This window comes from Advenella incenata, assembly GCF_004217095.1.
Taxonomy (GTDB): Bacteria; Pseudomonadota; Gammaproteobacteria; order Burkholderiales; family Burkholderiaceae_B; genus Advenella; species Advenella incenata.
In genome coordinates this window covers 344,726-364,136 of record NZ_SHKO01000001.1, presented here as the reverse complement: position 1 = coordinate 364,136, position 19,411 = coordinate 344,726, and the positions used below count along the sequence as shown (strand labels likewise).

The window sequence follows — 19,411 nt, the reverse complement described above, 5'->3', positions numbered from 1 at the left end:
TCAAACCATCTGCTGCTCAGGCATGGCCAGATTCCGCAGGATCGCCGCAGAACCGGCATTGGCCGGCAGAAATATTTCCAGCACCAACTCCGAAAGCGCAACCTCCAAAGGGGTTCCAAAGGTCATGGTCGCGCTCAGTAAAGACAGCACACCCTCGTTCGTGTCCAGCTGCAATGGCACGGCAATGGTATGGTTGACACGCCGCAGATGGGGGGTGCCATCCGGGGTGGGATAGGCAACCAGTTCATCATACAGCGCCAGCAGCCACGGGTCGGCTGTCTGCTCGTATTGGCGCCGCAACCGTTGCAGCAAATGCGCACGCCACTCAGAAAAATTGAGAATGCGCGCTGCCAGCCCTTGCGGATGCAGCCCCAGCCGCAGTACGTTAACGGGCGCCGTCAACAGCTCAGGCGCGACATCCGCAAGCAACAAGGACAGACTGCGGTTGGCATGCACCAGGTTCCAGTGACCATCCACCGCCATGGCAGGAAAAGGTTCGTGCGCCGTCAGCAAGGCAGTGATCGCACTTTGCGCTTCATGCAGCGGCGCATCGTTCAGCGCATGTTCGGCATAGTGAGGGGCATAGCCGGCGCACAGCAGCATTTCATTGCGCTGCCGCAGGGGAATGTCCAGATGTTCGGCCAGCAAAAGCAACATCTGGCGGCTGGGCTGCGCCCTGCCGGTCTCCATGAAACTCAAATGTCGGGCAGAAATATTTGCCAGGCAGGCCAGATCCAGCTGACTGTAGCGCCGTCGCTGTCGCCAGTCGCGGATGAGCCCTCCAACGGTGGTTTGTGTCATGATTTTCGCAGGTTTGAATGGTCGGCGCAGGCGTACCGACAGGCGCACGGGCAGCCTGTCGTGTTGCCAAAAATATAAAAGCAGCCGGTTGGCTCAAGCATAATCGGGTCCTGAACAATAAACCATTACCTGGCTGGTAATGGACACGCGCCGCGTTTTCCATCACAGTAGATGCAACCGAACCAGTCACACCACACCTGCGGCCTGATGGCAATTGCCATCGCTGCGTAAAATAAAAGGAATATCGCATGAGCCAGCTGTCCACATCAAGTCCTGATTTACACAAAAATACAAATCACCGTACACTTGTGTCGTCTGTGAGTCGACCTACTGAAGAGACTTACGTTATTACCTTTCATCTGAAAGCGGGCACGCAAGCACAGTTTCTCGCACTGCTCGAACCCGTGCTGGACGCCATGCGCGACGAAACCACATTCGTCAATGCAGCGCTGCACCGCGACCCGGCATCGGACACCGTTTATATGCTCTCTGAGACTTGGCTGGATCGTGAAGATGTGCTGAATGTCCAGATGCACAGGCCTTATCGCCAGGCTTTCTGGAATACCCTGCCGGAACTGCTGGAGCAACCCAGACAGATACAGGTATGGAAACCGATCAGGACCGACCTGACCGTCTGAGATTATAATGTCCGGTCATCATGGCGGGGCCGTCGTCCCGCCCAAGGTTTTTATCGTTATTCCAGCAGGAGCAGACCATGGCAGTCACTCACAACTATGACGTTATTATCGAATGGACCGGCAATCGCGGGGTCGGGACGCGCGACTATAAAAGTTATGATCGCGACCACGTCATCCGTGCCAACGGCAAACCCGATATCGCCGGCTCTTCGGATGCGGCATTTGCCGGCGATGCGCAGCGCTGGAATCCCGAAGACCTGCTTGTGGCTTCCGTGTCTGCCTGTCATAAGTTGTGGTACCTGCATTTGTGTTCAGATGCCCGCATACAGGTCATGAGCTATATTGATCAGGCCCATGGCGTCATGGTGACCCATGCCAATGGTGGTGCCTTCAGCAAGGTTGTGCTTCGGCCAGTCATCACCATTAGCCGAGAGCAGGATATCGACAAGGCTCGCCAATTGCATCACGACGCCCACGAAAAATGCTTTATTGCCAATTCGGTGAACTTTCCGATAGAAGTCGAACCCGATATCCGTGTTGCCACAGCGCAATAGCGCAGATCTGCGCGAGCAGCCAGCAGATGCGTCGGCGTTAACATACCGGTTCCGAAATAGCCGTTTTGACCTGACCGCGTTTTCAATGACAAAGGCCACATGACAATCGCCATGTGGCCTTTGTTACTGCCTTGTCAATTACCAACCTGCGCCGGCAATCAGTGCGTCACTTCGCTATCGGCACGTTTGCCCAATATGATGGCAGCAACCAGTCCCAGACCAACCCCGAACATCACATAATAGGTTGGCGCCATGGGTGAACCGGTTTGCTGAATCAGCCACGTGACGATGAACTGTGCAAAGCCGCCGATGAGCATGACCGCCAGGTTATAGGAAATAGACAGGCCAAGCGAGCGCACGCGCGTTGGAAACAACACCGCCATCACCGTACTGAAAACGGCAAAGAAAGCAGCCGCACACAGACCGGTGGCCAATTGCACCACAATCAGCTTGGAGATGGTGGGTGCCGCCGTCAGCCACGAATAGATCGGGAACAGAATCACAAAATACAGGCCCAGTGAGCCGATCAGCAACCGGCTGCGGCCAATGCGATCGGACAACATGCCCATCAAGGGTGTCAGGATAACCACCCACAATGCCCCCAGCATCTGCACTTCAAAGGTTTCCTGCAAGGGCAATTTCAGTATCTTCGTGGCAAACGTCACCAAATAAGTGAACGTAATGTACACGGTCACGGTGGCCGCCGCCACAAGCCCGATACCCAGGACTGTCTCGCGCCAGGCATTGACCAACAGCTCACCAATCGTGATACGGCGTCCTTCAGCCGCTTCCAGCTTCTTGGCGTTGCGAAACACTTCGGTTTCATCCAGTTGTTGCCGGATATACACGGCAACAGGAATGATGATCAGCCCGACAAAGAACGGGATACGCCAGGCCCAGGCTTCAATTTCTTCCTGCGTAAAGTACACAGTCATCAAGGTGCCGGCTGCAGCGCCAATCAACAGACCAATCATCTGGCCGGTCATTTGCCAGGAACCGTAGAATCCGCGTTTGCCTGGCGGCGCCATTTCAATCAACAATGCCGTTGCCGTACCGAATTCACCACCTGCCGAAAAGCCCTGGATCAGCCGGGCAATCAGAATCAGGACAGGGGCCAGAATGCCCGCGGTCAGATAGGTGGGCGAAAAAGTGATAATCGCCATGGACACGGCCATCAGCGAGGTGACCAGCACCAGCGCAGCTTTACGCCCGTTCCTGTCGCCATACATGCCCAGGATGATTCCACCCACAGGCCGCATGAAAAATCCGACTCCGAATATTGCAGTTGTCATGAGAATAGCGTTCAGATCGCCACTTTCCGCGGACGGGTCCACAGGAAAGAAGAGCCGGGCGATAATCGGCGTCATGAAGGCAAAGACCAGAAAGTCGTACCATTCCAGCGCATTGCCTATGACTGCAGCAGCCAGGTTGCGCACCGAAACCTTGGTGGATTGCATGAAAATGTCCTTTACCGGTTAGAATAGAAATTAAAATACTTTGTAATGACATACAGCACAAGCACGCAAGAATAGTTAACGTGTAAAAACACCGATTCTGTGGTTTTTCCATACTCCTTATCCTGTATCAAGGACAATTTCGCATGACAACCAATATCACCAAAGAAGAATGGCTTGCCACTCTGGTCGGCATGGACACAACCAGTCGCAACTCCAACATGGGGTTAATCGAAACCATTCGCGACGCACTGTCCGCCCAGGGCGTCGATAGCTGGCTCACAACAGATGACAAGGGCGCCAAGGCCAATCTGTTTGCCACCCTGCCGGCTTCAGACGGGCAGACCCAGGGCGGCGTTGCGCTATCGGGACACACCGACGTGGTGCCGGTGGACGGGCAGGACTGGAACAGCGATCCTTTTGTGCTGTTGCCCTCGCAAGATCGCTTCTATGGTCGCGGCACCTGCGATATGAAAGGATTTATTGCGACGGCGATGGCCCTGGTGCCCGAATTCCTGCAGCAAAAGCGCAGTAAACCCATCCATCTGGCCTTCTCCTACGACGAAGAAGTCGGTTGTGCGGGCGCACCGTTCATGCTCAAGGAACTGCAAAAACGCAATCAGAAAATAGATGGATGTGTGGTCGGCGAGCCTACGGGCATGCGGGTTGTGGTCGCCCACAAGGGGATTAATCTGTTTACCTGCCGCGTTCACGGCAAGGCGGCACACTCGTCGCTCACGCCTTTCGGCTGCAATGCCATTGAACACGCAGCCAGACTGATCTGCCACATTCGCGACCTTGCCGATCACTATCGTGATACCGGCCCTTATGACAAGCACTATGACGTGGCCTATTCCACCATCACCACCAATAAGATCCAGGGTGGCATTGCCGTCAATACGATCCCCGGCGAGTGCCAGTTCAATTACGAGTTCCGTAATCTGCCCGGCATGCCCGGCGAGCAAATTCAGGCCAAAATTCAGGAATATGTAAGCAACGAGTTGCTGCCACGCATGCAAAAAGAATATCCGGATGCACGCATCGATATCAGCGCTGACGCCAGCGCCCCACCGCTTGAAGCCTCTGAACAGGCAGCCATTACCGAGTTGGTTCGGGCATTAACCCAGGACCACGAAACACGCAAGGTGGCCTATGGCACCGAAGCAGGCCTGTTCCAGCAATTGGGCATCCCCACCATCGTGTGTGGCCCCGGACTAATCGAGCAGGCGCACAAGCCCGATGAATTCGTGGAATTTTCACAATTGAATGACTGCGAAAATTTCCTCAGGAAACTGTCGGCAAGTCTTTGAATGCCATAGGGCTGTTATTGCCGCAAATCTAACATCGCTTGCGTAGCCTCCCATGGTCGCTTGTACGACTGACCATCCTCCACAAAAAAAAGGATGAACCCCTAAAGGCTCATCCCTTTTTACCAACATCGGCAAGCGAAAAAACGCCGTTTGCCTCTGGTTTATCGAACCCGCGTGACAGCAGAACACCGTCACGCGAACTTCGTTCGCAACCTTATTTCTTGCCGTTTTTAGCCTTGATATCGTCCAGTGCAAATACAAAGACCGAGTGGCCAGAGTCAACCACGTTTTTCAACTCGGGGCTCAGAATCGCAGCAGGCGGTGTCTGGGCGTTCGGGCCTGTCACAACAGCGATGTACTGCTTGCCATCAACGCTGTAGGTCATTGGAAATCCGCCGATCGAGGTATTTAAGCGAATCGACCACAGCTTCTCGCCGTTGTTCTGGTCATACGCAGCAAATTCGCGCATGCTGTCGCCGGTAAAGACCAAGCCACCACCAGTTGTCAGCACGCCAGAGCTGAAGATCGGTTTCTGCTTCTTAACCCACAGGAACTTGCCGGTTTTCACATCGACCGCATACACGCGACCTACGCTATCTTCTCCTGGCGCAAACGATACTGCACCCGAAGCCTGGGCACCGACAGACTCGCCAGTACGCAGCTCTATCGGCTTGGGCGTGAGCTCCTTGCATGAAGAGCTGACCGGAACGTACAGAGCGTTGGTCAGCGGGCTGTAGGCCGCTGTCATCCACAATTTACCCAGATCGCGCCCGCCACATACCTTGACCGTTTCGTCGATGGATTTGGCTTTCAGATCGGTATTGGTAATGACCTTGCCGTCTTCGGTGAATCCCTTGATCACGTTCTGGAAAACGGTATCGCGTGCCCACAGCAGCTTGCCGGTGTCACGATCCAGCACAAAGGCTGTGCCGTATTTGCCGGGAACGGATGCAATCACATCGTATTTCTTGCCCGCTTCCACATCCTTGCTCATGTAGGACACTTCGCCCTTGGATGGCGCAATCTGGCTTTCTACAAGCACGCGTTCAAACGGACTGTCCAGATCCCAATCGTCATTGGGCATATGCTGATAATGCCATTTGACTTTGCCGGTTTCGGCATCGATGGCCAGCGTAGAGCTGGTGTACAGCGCATCGCCGTCACCGCTGCCGCGTAGAATGGATGGATACGGAATCGGCATGCCTACGCCCCAGAACAGCATTTTGCGTTTTGGATCGTAAGAACCGGTAATCCAGGGCGAACCACCCCAGCGGTTTTCCTTGGCCAGGCCGCCCCAGCTGTCGTCTACCGCCGGATCGCCAATGGTGTTCAGACGCCACAGTTCCTTGCCTGTTTCGGCATCATGGGCCGTAATATAGCAACCACCTGCCGTGCCTGTAATACTGCAGCCAGAAGTACCGGTGAAGACTTTGCCGTCAACGACCAGCGGACCTGCCGTAAAGCTGTAGCCTTTTTCCCATTCATTGACCTGGACTTCCCACAGTTTCTTGCCGGTTTTCGCTTCAAGCGCGACCAGTTTGGCGTCCGGCGTTGTCAGATAGACCTTGTCTTCGTACAGTGCCAGCGAGTTGCGCTGGCGATTGGCCTGCGCATCATGATAGCCGCCAGTAAACTTGGGCAGCGGCTGAGTGTATTCCCAGATCAGATCGCCCGTCGTGGCGTCCAGCGCCTGCACGTGACTGCGATTCATTCCCAGGAACATGATGCCGTCATGAACCAGCGGCGCCGTTTCCTGCAGACCGCCTATCGGCATGGACCACGCCCAGGCCAGATCCAGCTGTTTGACGTTCTTTTTATTGACTTGCTCCAGGGGGCTGTAACCCTGATTGTCAATGGTACGGCGCCAGCTTGGCCAGTCGCCATCGGCCGGATTCAGAATCTGTTCGTTGGAAATCGGTTTGTAATTTTCGATCTTCACTTGTGCCTGAGCCGCGCAGGCAAACATCACTGCGGCAGATACAGCCAGAAGGCTATGGATTTTCATTTTGTGTCCTATTCTTCAATATTCTTTACGAGTCGCGGCTCACCACAGAGGCAGCACGACATGGGTCAAATGCACTGATCAGCGTGCAGCCTTGGCCTGTTCTGCCGATACGCCGCCATAACTGTTGCCCCAGCTATTGCGAACGTAAGTGGCCACCGCAGCAACCTGCTCGTCATTGAACTGGCCACCCAGGGCCGGCATACTGTTCAGACCATGGATAATCGTGCTGAGCAGGGCAGGCGCATTGGCCAGCCGGTCAAACCCTTCGAGCTTCGTGCCGAACGCGCCCTGGCCTTCTGCACCGTGGCAGGCAGCGCAGGTGCTGGCAAACACTTTGGCGCCGGCAGCCATCAACTCAGGCGTGGCTTCCACTTTTTCGGCTGCCACTTCAGGCTTGTCGGCCGTACCCAGTACGGAGACCATCACGCCAACGTCAGCGAAACCCTGGCCGTTCATATCGCCCGGTTTTTTGTCGCCATCAAAGCGATACAGGGGAAGATCGCCATAGCTGACCTGTGAAACACCCTGATCATTTTTTTCAGCCTTGAGCAGGCCCGGCAAAATGTCGCGACCCAACGGACGGCTCTCGGAAACCACAGGCTCCCAGTGTTTCATACAGGCTTCATCGCAACCGGCTTTATTGTCTTTGGTCAGCGTATACAGCGTGCGCCCCTCAGCGTCGACAAGAAACGGCGTCATGGTACCGCTGCTGCCCTTGGCAATCAGGGTTGCGGAGGTTGACCCGGCAGTCTTGTCTGCGCCTTGTGAACCGGCTGCCGTATTTGCATTTGCCAGGCCAGCAAAGCCGAAGGCAGCCGCACACGCGACTGCTGCGGCAGTGTGTGTCAGTTTAATTTTCATTGCTTTTCTCTTGTGGGAAGGGGTTTGAATAGATCATCGTCAGCCATATTTTGGTTGACTAGTCAATGATATAGGTCAAATGATATTCTTTTATTTCATCAGAGACAACCGGTTCCGCTGCCTTCGGCAGAATTCGTATCAAAATGGCAAATCGGCAACATCGGCATGCAAATGCAGAAGGTATCAGGCTAAGACAGGTTGATTGTATTAGGCTAACCCCAGGTTGATTGCGATATGGATTCGGCACCAGGCCAAGGTTTCTTGAATGCCCGAGAAGGCGCACTCGTGCTGTCCGCCAATATCGGCGGCCCTACCGGTGATCGCTGTCGCGTGGCTGTTCAAGATCATCAATTGCATTACAATCGAAATGACATGACGACTGTCATCAACTGGGGCTACACGGCCCCGCCAAACAGGAACAGGCGGTAGTAATGGAAAATCTTGATGTCCTCGTACTGCGCAAACTTTGCGCATGGCGCCAGGAAGGGAAAAAAGCCCTGCTGGCCACGGTCATTCGGACCTGGGGCTCCTCACCGCGCCCGCTGGGATCAGTCATGGCCTTGTGCGAAGACGGCGCAGTGGTTGGCTCCGTTTCCGGCGGGTGCATTGAAGACGACTTGATCTATCGCTACACCGGCGGCAGCGAGAATGCCGTGCTGCTCAATGGCGGGCCGCCCAGCCTGGTCCGCTATGGCGTGACCGCTGAAGAAGCCTATCGCTTTGGCCTGCCTTGCGGCGGTACCCTGGAAATTCTGCTGGAATTCAATCCCGATGCGCGCTCGCTTGATGAATTGGTGGCAGCCCTGGAACAGGGCCAGTTGATGCAACGCGCTGTGCACCTGGATAATGGCATTGTCCAGCAACAGCCGATTGATCAGCCATTGCCGCTCAGTATTGACGACAAGACGCTGAAAAACACCTTTGGTCCGGAGTTTCGCATGCTGCTGATCGGCGCGGGGCAGTTGACCGAGTACGTGGCCACCATGGCCCTGTTCAGCGGCTTTGCAGTGACCGTCTGTGACCCGCGCATCGAATACCGCAACGGCTGGTCAGTGCAGGGGGTGACTGTGCTCTCGGAAATGCCCGACGACGTGGTCACCGCTTTTCGACCGGACCGGCGCAGTTGCATTATTGCCTTGACCCATGATCCCAAGCTGGACGATCTGGCGCTAATGGAGGCACTGCTGTCAGATGCCTTCTATGTAGGCGCCATCGGCTCGCGTCGCAATAATCACATTCGTCGTCAAAGGCTGCAAGAGCATTTTGGCATTACGCCGCAACAGCTTGCCCGTTTGCGCGGCCCGATCGGCGTCTATATCGGCAGCAAGTCTCCCGCCGAAATTGCTGTCAGCGTCATGGCCGAAGTGATCGCCGTGAAAAACGGCCTGCTACTGCCCGACAGTTTCGATGTTTCCCATGCCAAGGCTAACCCGTCCGAATACGCCGCCTGACAAATCGACATGCCAGAGCCTGATTGCCAAGCGCCCGCACCCGATATCGTCGCTCTTGTCCTGGCGGCAGGCAAGGGATCCCGTTTTGATGCCTCGGGCGCGCGTTACAAACCTGTGCAGCCCCTGGCCGATGGGACGCCCATGGTCTATGCCGTCTGTCATACGCTGCTGCAACATGTGGATGCTGTCACAGTGGTCTGTGGTCCGCAGCAGGAGGCGGTGCGCAACGCGCTGGGCGGGCTGCCGGTGAACCTGATCCATTGCGCCGATGCCGACATGGGCATGAGCGCCTCGCTGCGTTGCGGGATCAGCCACAGCCCGGCCGGGGTCGGCTGGATCATCGCCCTTGCCGATATGCCCTGCATCCACACAAATACGGTGCAGGCAGTTGCCACGCGCCTGCGCCAGGATGGCCGCATCGTGCGTCCCCAATTTCAGAATCGGCCCGGGCATCCCGTGGCATTTGCCAGTCAGTTCAGGGACGAACTGCTGCAGCTGAGAGGCGACGAGGGTGCACGCGCAATCGTCCGGCGCCATCCCGACGCGGTAACGCTCATTCCCGTCAACGACCCCGGCTGCCTGCTCGATATTGACACCCAGGAACAATTGCAGCAACTTGGCAAGGCCGGCGACCAGCTCGCCCCACAATAAAAAAACGGGGCGCATCAAGCGCCCCGATGAGTCAGGAAAAACATTGGGAGAAGCGCCTGTCGCCGCCTTGGCCCGTATAGAGGAATGCATCAATAGTCCCCGTTTCCAGTCCCACAGACCCAGGCCAAAAGACCACGGACCTGCTCCCGGTTCACTGCCTCCCTTAACTTTTCTGCTGCATCTGATTACCAATAGGCAAACTGCGAATCCGCTTGCCGGTAGCAGCAAAAATAGCATTGCACAGCGCTGCCGATACAGGCGGCGTGCCGGGCTCGCCCACGCCACCCAGCGGCGCATCATAATCACTGGCCGCAACCAGATGAACATGGATTTCTCGCGGCGCGCTCATCATGGATGTGATGCGATAGTCATGGAAATTGCTTTGCACCGCAGCGCCGTTTTTGAAACTGATTTCGCCCAGCGTGGCCAGACTCACTCCCATCACCGTTGCGCCTTCAATCTGGGAACGAATGCGCTCGGGGTTGACTTGCGGCCCGCAATCGACTGCCACATCCACTCGAGGAATGGTCAGCTCGCCTTTGTCCGACACTTCCACATGGACCACTGTCGCGACATAAGTAACAAAGCTGTAGTGCGCTGCCAGCCCCATGGCCTGCCCTTTTGCGCCAGATTTGCCCCAGCCCGCTTCGCGTGTGACCACTTCAATCACATTGCGCAGGCGGCCCGTATCCACCGGATACTTTTCGGGCGACTCGTCGTGATTCCATGAGTCTGACAGGTCGGCCGGATTGATGCGCCTGGCCGGGCCGATCAGATCGAGCAGAAAGTCCCTGTGGTCCTTGTCCAGTTCGGCGGCCATTTCCGCAACAAAAGACTGGATAGCAAACGCACGGGGAATGTTCGAGACCGAACGGAACCAACCAATGCGGGTATGAGCCTCGGCTTCGGGATTTTCGACCCGAACATTGGGGATGGCAAAAGGCACGTTGGCCGCGCCCATGCCCAGCTCTCCTGCTGACTGCAGCTTGGTGTCGGCAAAGGTGGAGCCTATGGACGGCGCCGCAGTGCGATGCAGCCACGCCGTCACCTTGCCTTGTGCGTCCAGTCCCGCTTCCAGATGCTCCACCGATACGGTGTGATAATAGGAATGCTGAATGTCATCTTCACGAGTCCATGTCACCTTCACAGGTTTGCCATCCATTGCCTTGGACAACAGCCCGGCTTCGACTACAAAATCCGGCTTGGACTTGCGGCCAAAACCGCCGCCCAGCAATGTCTGGTTAACCTTGACGTTTTCCGGTGGCAGCTCAAGCCATTTGACCAGCATGTCATGCGTTGCCTGCGGCGCCTGAACACTGGCCCAGGCTTCACATTTGCCATCGACGATCCTTACCGTGGCCACGGGCGTTTCCATGGGCGCCTGAGCCAGATGCGGAACGTAATACTCAGCCTGTATGCGTTTGGCCGCACTACCCAGCGCAGCCATCGCATCGCCATCGTTGCGCACCGCTTTTTCGGTCGGCTTGCGTACCGACGCTTCGAGCTGCTTGCGGTATTCTGCCGAATCATAAGAGGCGTGCGGGCCCCCATCCCATTCGATCTTCAATGCCTTGCGTCCGGCAATGGCCGCCCATGTGTTGGTCGCGATCACGGCCACGCCGCCCAGCGGATTGAACATGGCCGGCGGTGGCGACCCGGCCAGCGTCACCACTTTTACTACGCCCGGAATTTTCAGCGCAGCGGCATCATCAACCTTGACCAGTTTGCCGCCGAATACCGGAGGACGGGCCACCACGGCGTACAGCATGCCGTCGAGCCGGACATCCTGGCCATATTGCGCGCGTCCAGTGACGATATCCATGCCATCTGCAATATGCGTCTGTCCTTTGCCAATATAGCGAAAGGCGTCAGCCGATTTCAGTTTCAGCGCTTCGCCGGACGGCACCTCAAGCTGCGCTGCTTTCTGCGCGACGTCACCGAAACCGAGCTTCTTGCCGGTTGGTGTATGTATCAATTCATGATTTTTTGCCTGTACTTCGGACTCGGGCACATTCCACTGGCTGGCGGCCGCAGACACGAGCATGGCCCGTGCAGCAGCACCCACGCGTCGCATCGGCACGAAGAAATGGCGCACACTGCGCGAACCGTCAGTGTCCTGATTGCCGAAACGTGCTTCTTCAGCCCAGGCCTGCTTCACTGTCACACGCCCCCAGTCTGCTTCCATCTCGTCGGCAACAACCATGGGTAGACTGGTCCTGACGCCCTGCCCCATTTCGGCACGATGACAAAGAATCGTGATTGCACCGTCAGCGGCGATGGCCACGAAAACCAGTGGGTTGTCGACCGTGCCATGCGGCATGGAATCGGCACCATATTTTTTGGGTCCCTTCTGCTCTTCGCCTTCGGCACGCGCGCGCAACGGCAATCCGACGGCCAGCACAAAGCCGCCCAGGGCAAAGCCCTTGAGCATTTTGCGGCGACTGATATTGCTGATCTGTACATCGGTCGCAGCAATGGCAAATACATTGTCACGTATATTCATTTGGCACCTCCGGCCTGTGCAACAGTCTTGATGGCGCTGCGAATACGCGTATAGGTGCCACAGCGGCACAGATTACCGCTCATTGCCGCATCAATTTCGGCATCGGTGGGCGCCGGCGTTTTTTTCAGCAGGGCCGTGGCAGACATGATTTGCCCCGATTGACAGAAACCGCATTGCGGCACGCCCATTTCTACCCAGGCTTTCTGCACTGCTTTGCCTGTCTCATCATTTTCCAGCGCTTCAATCGTGACGATCTTCTTGCCCACAGCCGCCGTAATCGGCGTCACACAGGATCGTATCGGCTCGCCGTCCAGATGCACTGTACAGGCGCCGCATAGCGACATGCCACAACCGAACTTTGTCCCGGTAAATCCGAGGTGATCGCGCAGTGCCCAAAGAATGGGGGTATCCTGAGGAAGATCAACATCATGCTTCGAACCGTTAATTTCAAGTGTAATCATTGCAGCTATCCTTTGCGTTCGTTGCTAAACAAAAACCAATCATCGTAAAGCCTCATCATTGACATGCAGTCGCACCTGATGCAGGCAAACCAGACTCGCATTACTGTATTGCAGTATAGCAATCTTATCGGGATTGTGATCAACTTCGTGATAACCGCATTTGTCATAGAATTATGTTCCAGCATGATTTTGCTACGTGCCATGGCCAGGCAGTGCAGATGACAATCCTGAACTAACTTTGACGCAGAAATAAAAATGAAATAAAAATGCAAACCGGTGCAGGCCGGAAATCATACAGGGCTGCACCGGTCAGCTGGTTGGACCGCCAGATGCGGTCCAACACAAACAGCGATTAGAAAAAGCCCAGCGCCTTGGGGCTGTAGCTCACCAGCAGGCATTTTGTCTGCTGGTAGTTGGACAGCGCCATTTTGTGATTTTCCCGACCAATGCCCGACTGTTTATATCCACCGAATGCAGCATGAGCCGGGTACAGGTGATAGCAATTGGTCCAGACCCGGCCTGCCTCAATACCCCGCCCCATGCGATAGGCGCGGGAACCATCCCGGGTCCATACACCAGCGCCCAGACCATAATAGGTGTCATTGGCAATGGCCAGTGCTTCTTCTTCGTCCCGGAACGTCGTAACAGAGGCGACCGGCCCGAAAATTTCCTCCTGGAATATGCGCATATCATTCTTGCCCGAAAGCATGGTGGGTGTCACGTAATAACCCTCTTCCAGGCTCTGCACGCGATTGCGCTCGCCACCGGTCAGGCATGCTGCGCCCTCCTCGCGACCGATATCAATATAGCCCAGGATTTTGTCCATCTGCGCCTGCGATGCCTGAGCGCCCACCATGGTGTTCATATCCAGCGGGTTGCCGGTCTTGATTTTCTGCACGCGGTTAATGGCTTTCTCGATGAACTGATCGTATATGGACTCCTGGATGAGGATGCGTGAAGGACATGTGCACACTTCGCCCTGGTTGAGCGCAAACATCGAAAGCCCTTCAAGCGCCTTGTCAAAAAAGTCGTCTGACTGGTCCATGACATCGGCAAAAAATACATTCGGACTCTTGCCACCGAGCTCAACGGTGGACGGAATCAAGTTATCGGCAGCCGCATGCAGGATATGCTTGCCCGTAGCGGTCGAACCGGTAAAGGCAATTTTGGCGATACGCTTGTTGGTGGCCAGCGCATTGCCCGCTTCCTTGCCATAGCCATTGACAATATTGATCACACCGGGAGGGAACAGATCTCCAATAATTTCCATGAGCACCAGGATCGAAGCGGGTGTCTGCTCGGCCGGTTTGAGCACCACGCAGCACCCTGCCGCCAGCGATGGCGCCAGTTTCCAGATCGCCATCAGGATCGGGAAATTCCATGGAATGATCTGTCCCACTACACCGAGTGGCTCGTGAAAATGATAGGCCACCGTTGTATTGTCAATTTCGGAAATCCCCCCTTCCTGCGCCCGGATGCATCCTGCAAAATAGCGCAAATGGTCCACGGCCAGCGGCAGATCAGCAGCCATCGTTTCACGCAGCGGCTTGCCGTTATCAATGGTTTCGGCTACAGCCAGCACTTTCAGATTCTGCTCCATGCGATCGGCCATTTTCAGCAACAGGTTGGCCCTGTCGGTGGTCGAGGTCTGCCCCCAGGCACGGCGAGCAGCATGCGCAGCGTCCACGGCCCGCTCGATATCGTCGGCGCCGGACCTGGGCACTTCGCAAAACACCTGCCCATTGACCGGAGAAATATTCTCAAAGTACTCGCCCGAGACTGGTTCCACCCATTTGCCGCCAATATAGTTGCCGTACTTGGTCTTGTAGGGGTAATCGGTGTCAATTCCAAATTGCTTCAAGTCGGATAGATTCATGTCTTATCTCCAGATATTCGTTTTTAAAATGGCGCGGACCATATTGGCTCGCTGCTTTCCTCCTGGAGCAAAGTTCATGCCATACCGCCGGCAAGGAGCAAATCAGGGTTTTGGAGTAGAATAGTTTTGACGCATCGCGCGCGGCACGCAAAACACAGCAATAAAGTGTCGCGAATCACGACAGCAGGCAGGCAACACAAGCAACAACTGTCTGTTTTTGCAACACATCAGGAGACTACGATGTTGCATCACTCGCTGAACTCCGCCGGTACCGTGCAGCCGAATGCGCTGATTCAGCGTTCCTGGGAGCGCTGTGAAAAGCAGGCGGATACGCTGGCAAACGAACCGGCTCTGCTGGACCGGGCAGACCTCAATACACGCCTGGATCAATACGCCAGCCTGTTGCAGACCGCCGCACCGCACATCACCACCGCCAGCGGCATCGCGGCGCAGGCACAGGGCATACTGTTGCTCTCGGATGCCAGTGGCGTCATTCTGCACGCCACTGGCAACAACGCCTTTCTGCACAAGGCTGACCAGGTGACCCTGCGACCCGGCGCCAGTTGGGCCGAGGGCCATCGCGGCACCAATGCCATCGGCACCGCCCTGATCGAAAACGGTTTTACACGGGTCATCGGTCAGGAGCATTTTTTGCCCTGCAACCGAATCCTCAGTTGCCATGCTGCGCCTATCCGCTCGCCACGGGGAGAAATCCTTGGCGTTCTGGATATTTCCGGCGATGCCCGTACACTGCCGGACTATACCGGCGATCTGGTCCGAATCACGGCACGCCAGATCGGTAACCAGATTCTGGAGCTGGCCGGCACGCACATTGCCCGACTGCAGTTTCAGCGTCACGCAGGGCAGCTCAACGCCGCGCAATGCGGCACGCTGCTTATTGCCGATCAGCAGATTGTGGGCGCCAATGAAACAGCAGCTGAATTGCTGAATGTCCCTCTTATTGCACTGCTGGACGAACCCGTCGATAAATGGCTGCCCGCCTGGAAACAACTACAGTCGCAGCCGATGCTCAGCTTTTGTGCCGACGGCACGGCGCTTTATGCGTCCTTGCAGTTTGAGCGGGTCGGCGTTGCCGGCAGCGCCACTTCACAAGCGTTGCACGGCGAAGGGGCGAGGTCGGCTCCACCCCAAGCGAAAAACCGCAGTGGCCCGGACGGGCTGCTGGCGGCCCTGCCCGCGCTGGCGCCGGCATTGCAGCACCCGTTGCGCCAGAGTACGCTGGCTATCAACGCTGATCTGGGCGTTCTGCTGCTGGGCGAGACAGGCACCGGCAAAGAAGTGTTTGCCCGCCACCTGCATGCGCATAGCCGCTGGCGCGATGGTCCGTTTGTCGCCATCAACTGCGCGGCGCTTCCTGAAAGCCTGATTGAAGCCGAGCTGTTCGGCTACGAACCTGGCGCATTTACCGGAGCCCAGCGCAACGGCTCGCGCGGACGCCTGCGCGAGGCCAACGGCGGCGTGCTCTTTCTGGATGAAATTGGCGACATGCCATTGCAACTGCAATCGCGCCTGCTGCGGGTCCTGCAGGAACGGGTGGTGCAGCCATTGGGCTCGGACAAAACTTGGCCGGTGCAGTTTGGACTGATCAGCGCCACCAACCAGCAAGCCGATACGCTAAGCCGCGAGGAAAATTTTCGCCAGGACCTTTACTATCGTATCCAGGATCATCTGGTCCAGTTGCCGGCACTGCGCTATCGCGCAGACCTGCGCACCTTTATCTGCGCAGAACTCAGACGCCACGAAAACACCCCCAGCCTGATTTTCGCAGATCAGGCGCTGGATATCCTTTGCGCTTATCATTGGCCAGGCAACTACCGACAATTGCGATCAGTGCTCAAAACGCTGGCCGCCTTTTTGCCCGCTGGCAGTATTATTCATCCTGAATCCTTGCCCGCCCATCTGCTCAAGCAATTGCATATGCCATCCTCTACCGACATGGGAGCGGCAGCGACCGTACACCAGGGCAGAACGGCTGCGCAGGAAGATCTGGCGACGAATATCACGCAGGCGGATGCGATGGTAGTACACGACGCCATATTGCCTTCAGAAAGGCCTTTGCCAGAGGTCAGCGTAAAGGATTTGCAGGCTTTGCGAATCAGACAGGCACTGGCCAAAAACCGCGGCAATGTCAGCAAAACCGCCAGAGAACTGGGATTGCATCGCAGTACGGTATACCGACAAATGACCCGGGCTGGTTCTCAGGTGCAATAGCCGCTTACCGGCGCCGCGCCGGATTTGTTTTGCAGCGCCGTCGGCCAGGTACGGACATTCGCGGTAGCGGCGCAAATCTGTGCCGAATTTATGTTGTCGCAGCGTAGTCTTTGCAGCTGTCGGTCCATCACCGTTGCCGTTATTGCAATTGTCGTCATTGAATCACGCCGGTTACCAATTTGTTGCCGGCCATGCAAGCAAGCGCGCCCGCCTCTGGCGCGGCATGTCGGCAGAGCACTGCGCCTGAGCGCCATTGTGAGCCACTGCCTTGAGCCGGTTGTTACCCGCCTTCAATCGCTGCCGTATCTGCCCTTGCAGAATGACGCATCTGCCTATTTACCGACAGTTCAATCCTGCGCATACTGACTTCATGCAACAAAACGGTCGAATCGGGCAGCTTGTATCTCCTTCCCGATTCTCATTATCGCATTTGCAATAGTGCTGTTCGCAAAAGGAAATAGACATGAAAATCGCGTCGAAAATCTCGCCCTGCCTTTGGTTTGATGACCAGGCCGAGGCAGCAGCCCGGTTTTATACCGGCATTTTTCCTGATTCAAAAATCACCCAGACCACCCATTATCTTGGTGAGAAAATGACGCAGGTTAGCGGCAGACCCGAAGGCAGTGTGCTCACGGTCGCGTTCGAGCTTGCCGGACTGCCTTTTACTGCCCTCAATGGCGGGCCCATTTTCAAGTTCAATGAAGCCATCTCTCTGCAGGTGCATTGCGATTCTCAGGACGAGCTGGACAAATACTGGACAGCGTTAAATGAGGGTGGCGATCCATCTGCCCAGCAGTGCGGCTGGCTCAAGGATCGTTACGGCCTGTCATGGCAGATCGTGCCCGCCATATTGCCGACCTTGTTGACCGACCCGGCTCGCGCCCAGCGCGTCATGGAGGCATTACTGCCCATGAAAAAACTGGATATCGGCAAACTGCAGCAGGCGGCCGACGCAGCCAGCGCCGGAACATCCTGATCGGCGCTGCAACAAGAGCCGTTCAATTTAATTGATAGCACTGTTTTTTAATAGACTTTTTTTCAATACCGTATCCAGTCGCCTTGCGACCGGACCACACCAGGAAAACATCATGAACCAGACTTCTATCGTTCCTTACCTTTTTTTCGGCGGCCGTTGCGAGCAGGCCCTGAACTTTTACAAAGATGCCGTGGGCGCGCAGCTCGATATGATGATGCGTTTTGGCGAGAGCCCGGAAACGCCACCACCAGGTGCAGTTCCCCCTGATTTTGACAACAAGATCATGCACGCCAGTTTTCGCATTGGCAGCAGTCTGGTCATGGCATCTGATGGCTGCGGCGGCGACAGTACAATGGGTGGCTTCGCCCTGTCTGTTATTCCGGTCAACAAAGAAGATGCCACCCGCATGTTCAACGCGCTTGCCGAAGGCGGCACGGTCACCATGCCGCTGGGCGAGACCTTTTTCTCCCCCTGCTTTGGCATGCTCAAAGACCGTTTCGGCATGGAATGGATGATTGCCATGCAACCGGCAGAGCAGGCGGCACAAGCCTGAGGCACACACGCGCCAGACCAGCTTTCCAGCACTGCTATCCGCAGCAAAAACGCGGGCGCCACCCGGATGCAGTGTATCCCACCAGATATCATTCGGGTGGGTGCACTGCAATAATTTGCTTCGCCCCCTTAGCTATCAACCAATATCGCGCGTGCCAGATCAAACAGTCTTGTCGATACCAGCGAGACCGTTCTGGAAGGACCCTTGCTTTTTGAAATGGCCATTGAAATCAACCGTTTTACCGGTGGGTTCACAATACGTGAGGCCTGGAGACGGCCGCCGGCGACATCATCCAGGACAGAGTGGATGGGCAGTGTTGTATGCAGTCCCTTTTGCGCGACCATCAGTTTCATCAGGGGCAATGAGTTTGTCTCCATAGAGACCAAAATAGAAAACCCCATATCACGCGCCAGCGACTCCAACGTACTGCGCAGCTCATTCGGCGTTCCTGGCAATACAAACGACAAATTCGCCAGTTCGCTGAATTGGACTTCAGCACGGGACGTCCACCGATCGGCAGTGCTGCCCACCAGATAACTGTCTACCGTCGCCAGCTCAAACTCATGTTCAGGGAGCGTATCTCCATATCGATACACGATGCCGATATCTGCACGTCCATCGGCAAGCCAGGCTTCGATCTGCCCCACATTGCCTTCCATATAAGACAAGCTGACACCCGGCGCATCCTTGCGAAGATCATCATATAGCCGGGCAGCAAGGGTCGACCCTATTGACGTAAAGCAGGCAAACGTGACCTTGCCGATAGGCGCTTTGACATAGTCCTGTAACCGTTGATCCAGCTGCTCTGCGTCTTTGAGCAGCGCCACGACCCGATCGAAGATCAAGCGCCCCGTCTCGGTAAGTGCTACGCCCCGTCCCGTCCGGTTAAAAAGCCGGACACCGCACTCACGCTCTAGCGCATTCAGCTGGCGGCTTAGTAAAGATTGATTGCTATCCAGAAAGGTCGCGGCACGCGTCAGGCTGCCCAGTTGAGCAATCACTACAAAGAACCGCCATCGGTTCAAATCCGACGATAAGCTAATTTGAAAATCGGTGGCGGCACTCTCTGGCTGCATGACGTTCTA

Annotated in this window: 16 protein-coding genes; 8 read left to right on the top strand and 8 right to left on the bottom strand. The window is 56.0% G+C overall.

Going from position 1 to position 19,411, the window contains the following annotated elements:
- A complete protein-coding gene (locus EV681_RS01650) occupies positions 1-801 on the bottom strand; it encodes a helix-turn-helix domain-containing protein (protein WP_130303163.1) in 801 nt (266 codons plus the stop codon).
- A gap of 317 nt (positions 802-1,118) precedes the next feature.
- On the opposite strand from EV681_RS01650, the gene EV681_RS01645 reads away from it, so the two are divergent.
- Complete coding sequence (locus EV681_RS01645) at positions 1,119-1,439, top strand: putative quinol monooxygenase (RefSeq protein ID WP_242612106.1); 321 nt, start codon at positions 1,119-1,121, stop codon at positions 1,437-1,439.
- Positions 1,440-1,516: 77 nt separating this feature from the next.
- Positions 1,517-1,993, top strand: a complete 477-nt coding sequence (locus tag EV681_RS01640) for an OsmC family protein (protein WP_128393626.1) — start codon at positions 1,517-1,519, stop codon at positions 1,991-1,993.
- A 158-nt stretch (positions 1,994-2,151) separates the two neighbouring features.
- Here the strand turns inward: EV681_RS01640 and EV681_RS01635 are convergent, their stop codons facing one another.
- Positions 2,152-3,450 carry an MFS transporter gene (locus EV681_RS01635; protein ID WP_128393625.1) on the bottom strand — a complete coding sequence of 433 codons (1,299 nt, stop codon included), beginning with the start codon at positions 3,448-3,450 and terminating at the stop codon, positions 2,152-2,154.
- Between the two features lie 143 nt (positions 3,451-3,593).
- Between EV681_RS01635 and argE the strand changes: the two genes are divergently transcribed.
- The gene (gene argE, locus EV681_RS01630) at positions 3,594-4,757 is read left to right on the top strand and encodes an acetylornithine deacetylase (protein ID WP_128393624.1); all 1,164 of its coding nucleotides are present in this window, start codon (positions 3,594-3,596) and stop codon (positions 4,755-4,757) included.
- A 214-nt stretch (positions 4,758-4,971) separates the two neighbouring features.
- Here argE and EV681_RS01625 read toward each other — a convergent pair whose 3' ends face one another.
- Positions 4,972-6,762 carry a pyrroloquinoline quinone-dependent dehydrogenase gene (locus EV681_RS01625; RefSeq protein WP_128393623.1) on the bottom strand — a complete coding sequence of 597 codons (1,791 nt, stop codon included), beginning with the start codon at positions 6,760-6,762 and terminating at the stop codon, positions 4,972-4,974.
- 78 nt (positions 6,763-6,840) lie between these two features.
- Positions 6,841-7,623 (bottom strand): c-type cytochrome, encoded by a 783-nt coding sequence (locus EV681_RS01620; protein WP_128393622.1) that lies wholly within the window; start codon positions 7,621-7,623, stop codon positions 6,841-6,843.
- 431 nt (positions 7,624-8,054) lie between these two features.
- On the opposite strand from EV681_RS01620, the gene EV681_RS01615 reads away from it, so the two are divergent.
- Both EV681_RS01615 and EV681_RS01610 read left to right on the top strand, forming a co-directional pair.
- Entirely contained in the window at positions 8,055-9,074 is a 1,020-nt protein-coding gene (locus EV681_RS01615; protein ID WP_128393621.1) for an XdhC family protein, read from the top strand.
- A gap of 9 nt (positions 9,075-9,083) precedes the next feature.
- A complete protein-coding gene (locus EV681_RS01610; RefSeq protein WP_128393620.1) occupies positions 9,084-9,725 on the top strand; it encodes a nucleotidyltransferase family protein in 642 nt (213 codons plus the stop codon).
- Positions 9,726-9,888: 163 nt separating this feature from the next.
- Here EV681_RS01610 and EV681_RS01605 read toward each other — a convergent pair whose 3' ends face one another.
- The 3 genes from EV681_RS01605 to exaC all read right to left on the bottom strand — a co-directional run bounded on the left by EV681_RS01605 (position 9,889) and on the right by exaC (position 14,565).
- Positions 9,889-12,228, bottom strand: coding sequence for a xanthine dehydrogenase family protein molybdopterin-binding subunit (locus EV681_RS01605; protein ID WP_165392909.1), 2,340 nt, complete (start codon positions 12,226-12,228; stop codon positions 9,889-9,891).
- Positions 12,225-12,689, bottom strand: a complete 465-nt coding sequence (locus EV681_RS01600) for a (2Fe-2S)-binding protein (protein ID WP_128393619.1) — start codon at positions 12,687-12,689, stop codon at positions 12,225-12,227. The genes EV681_RS01605 and EV681_RS01600 overlap by 4 nt, the downstream gene beginning before the upstream one ends.
- A gap of 352 nt (positions 12,690-13,041) precedes the next feature.
- Positions 13,042-14,565, bottom strand: coding sequence for an acetaldehyde dehydrogenase ExaC (exaC, locus tag EV681_RS01595; RefSeq protein ID WP_128393618.1), 1,524 nt, complete (start codon positions 14,563-14,565; stop codon positions 13,042-13,044).
- A gap of 240 nt (positions 14,566-14,805) precedes the next feature.
- Here exaC and EV681_RS01590 point away from each other — a divergent pair, with 240 nt between their 5' ends.
- The 3 genes from EV681_RS01590 (at position 14,806) to EV681_RS01580 (ending at position 18,326) form a co-directional block, all read left to right on the top strand.
- Complete coding sequence (locus tag EV681_RS01590) at positions 14,806-16,797, top strand: sigma-54-dependent Fis family transcriptional regulator (protein ID WP_128393617.1); 1,992 nt, start codon at positions 14,806-14,808, stop codon at positions 16,795-16,797.
- Positions 16,798-17,260: 463 nt separating this feature from the next.
- Entirely contained in the window at positions 17,261-17,773 is a 513-nt protein-coding gene (locus tag EV681_RS01585; protein WP_128393616.1) for a VOC family protein, read from the top strand.
- A gap of 112 nt (positions 17,774-17,885) precedes the next feature.
- The gene (locus EV681_RS01580) at positions 17,886-18,326 is read left to right on the top strand and encodes a VOC family protein (protein ID WP_128393615.1); all 441 of its coding nucleotides are present in this window, start codon (positions 17,886-17,888) and stop codon (positions 18,324-18,326) included.
- Positions 18,327-18,454: 128 nt separating this feature from the next.
- Here the strand turns inward: EV681_RS01580 and EV681_RS01575 are convergent, their stop codons facing one another.
- Positions 18,455-19,402, bottom strand: a complete 948-nt coding sequence (locus tag EV681_RS01575; protein ID WP_128393614.1) for a LysR family transcriptional regulator — start codon at positions 19,400-19,402, stop codon at positions 18,455-18,457.
- Positions 19,403-19,411 lie beyond the last annotated feature (9 nt).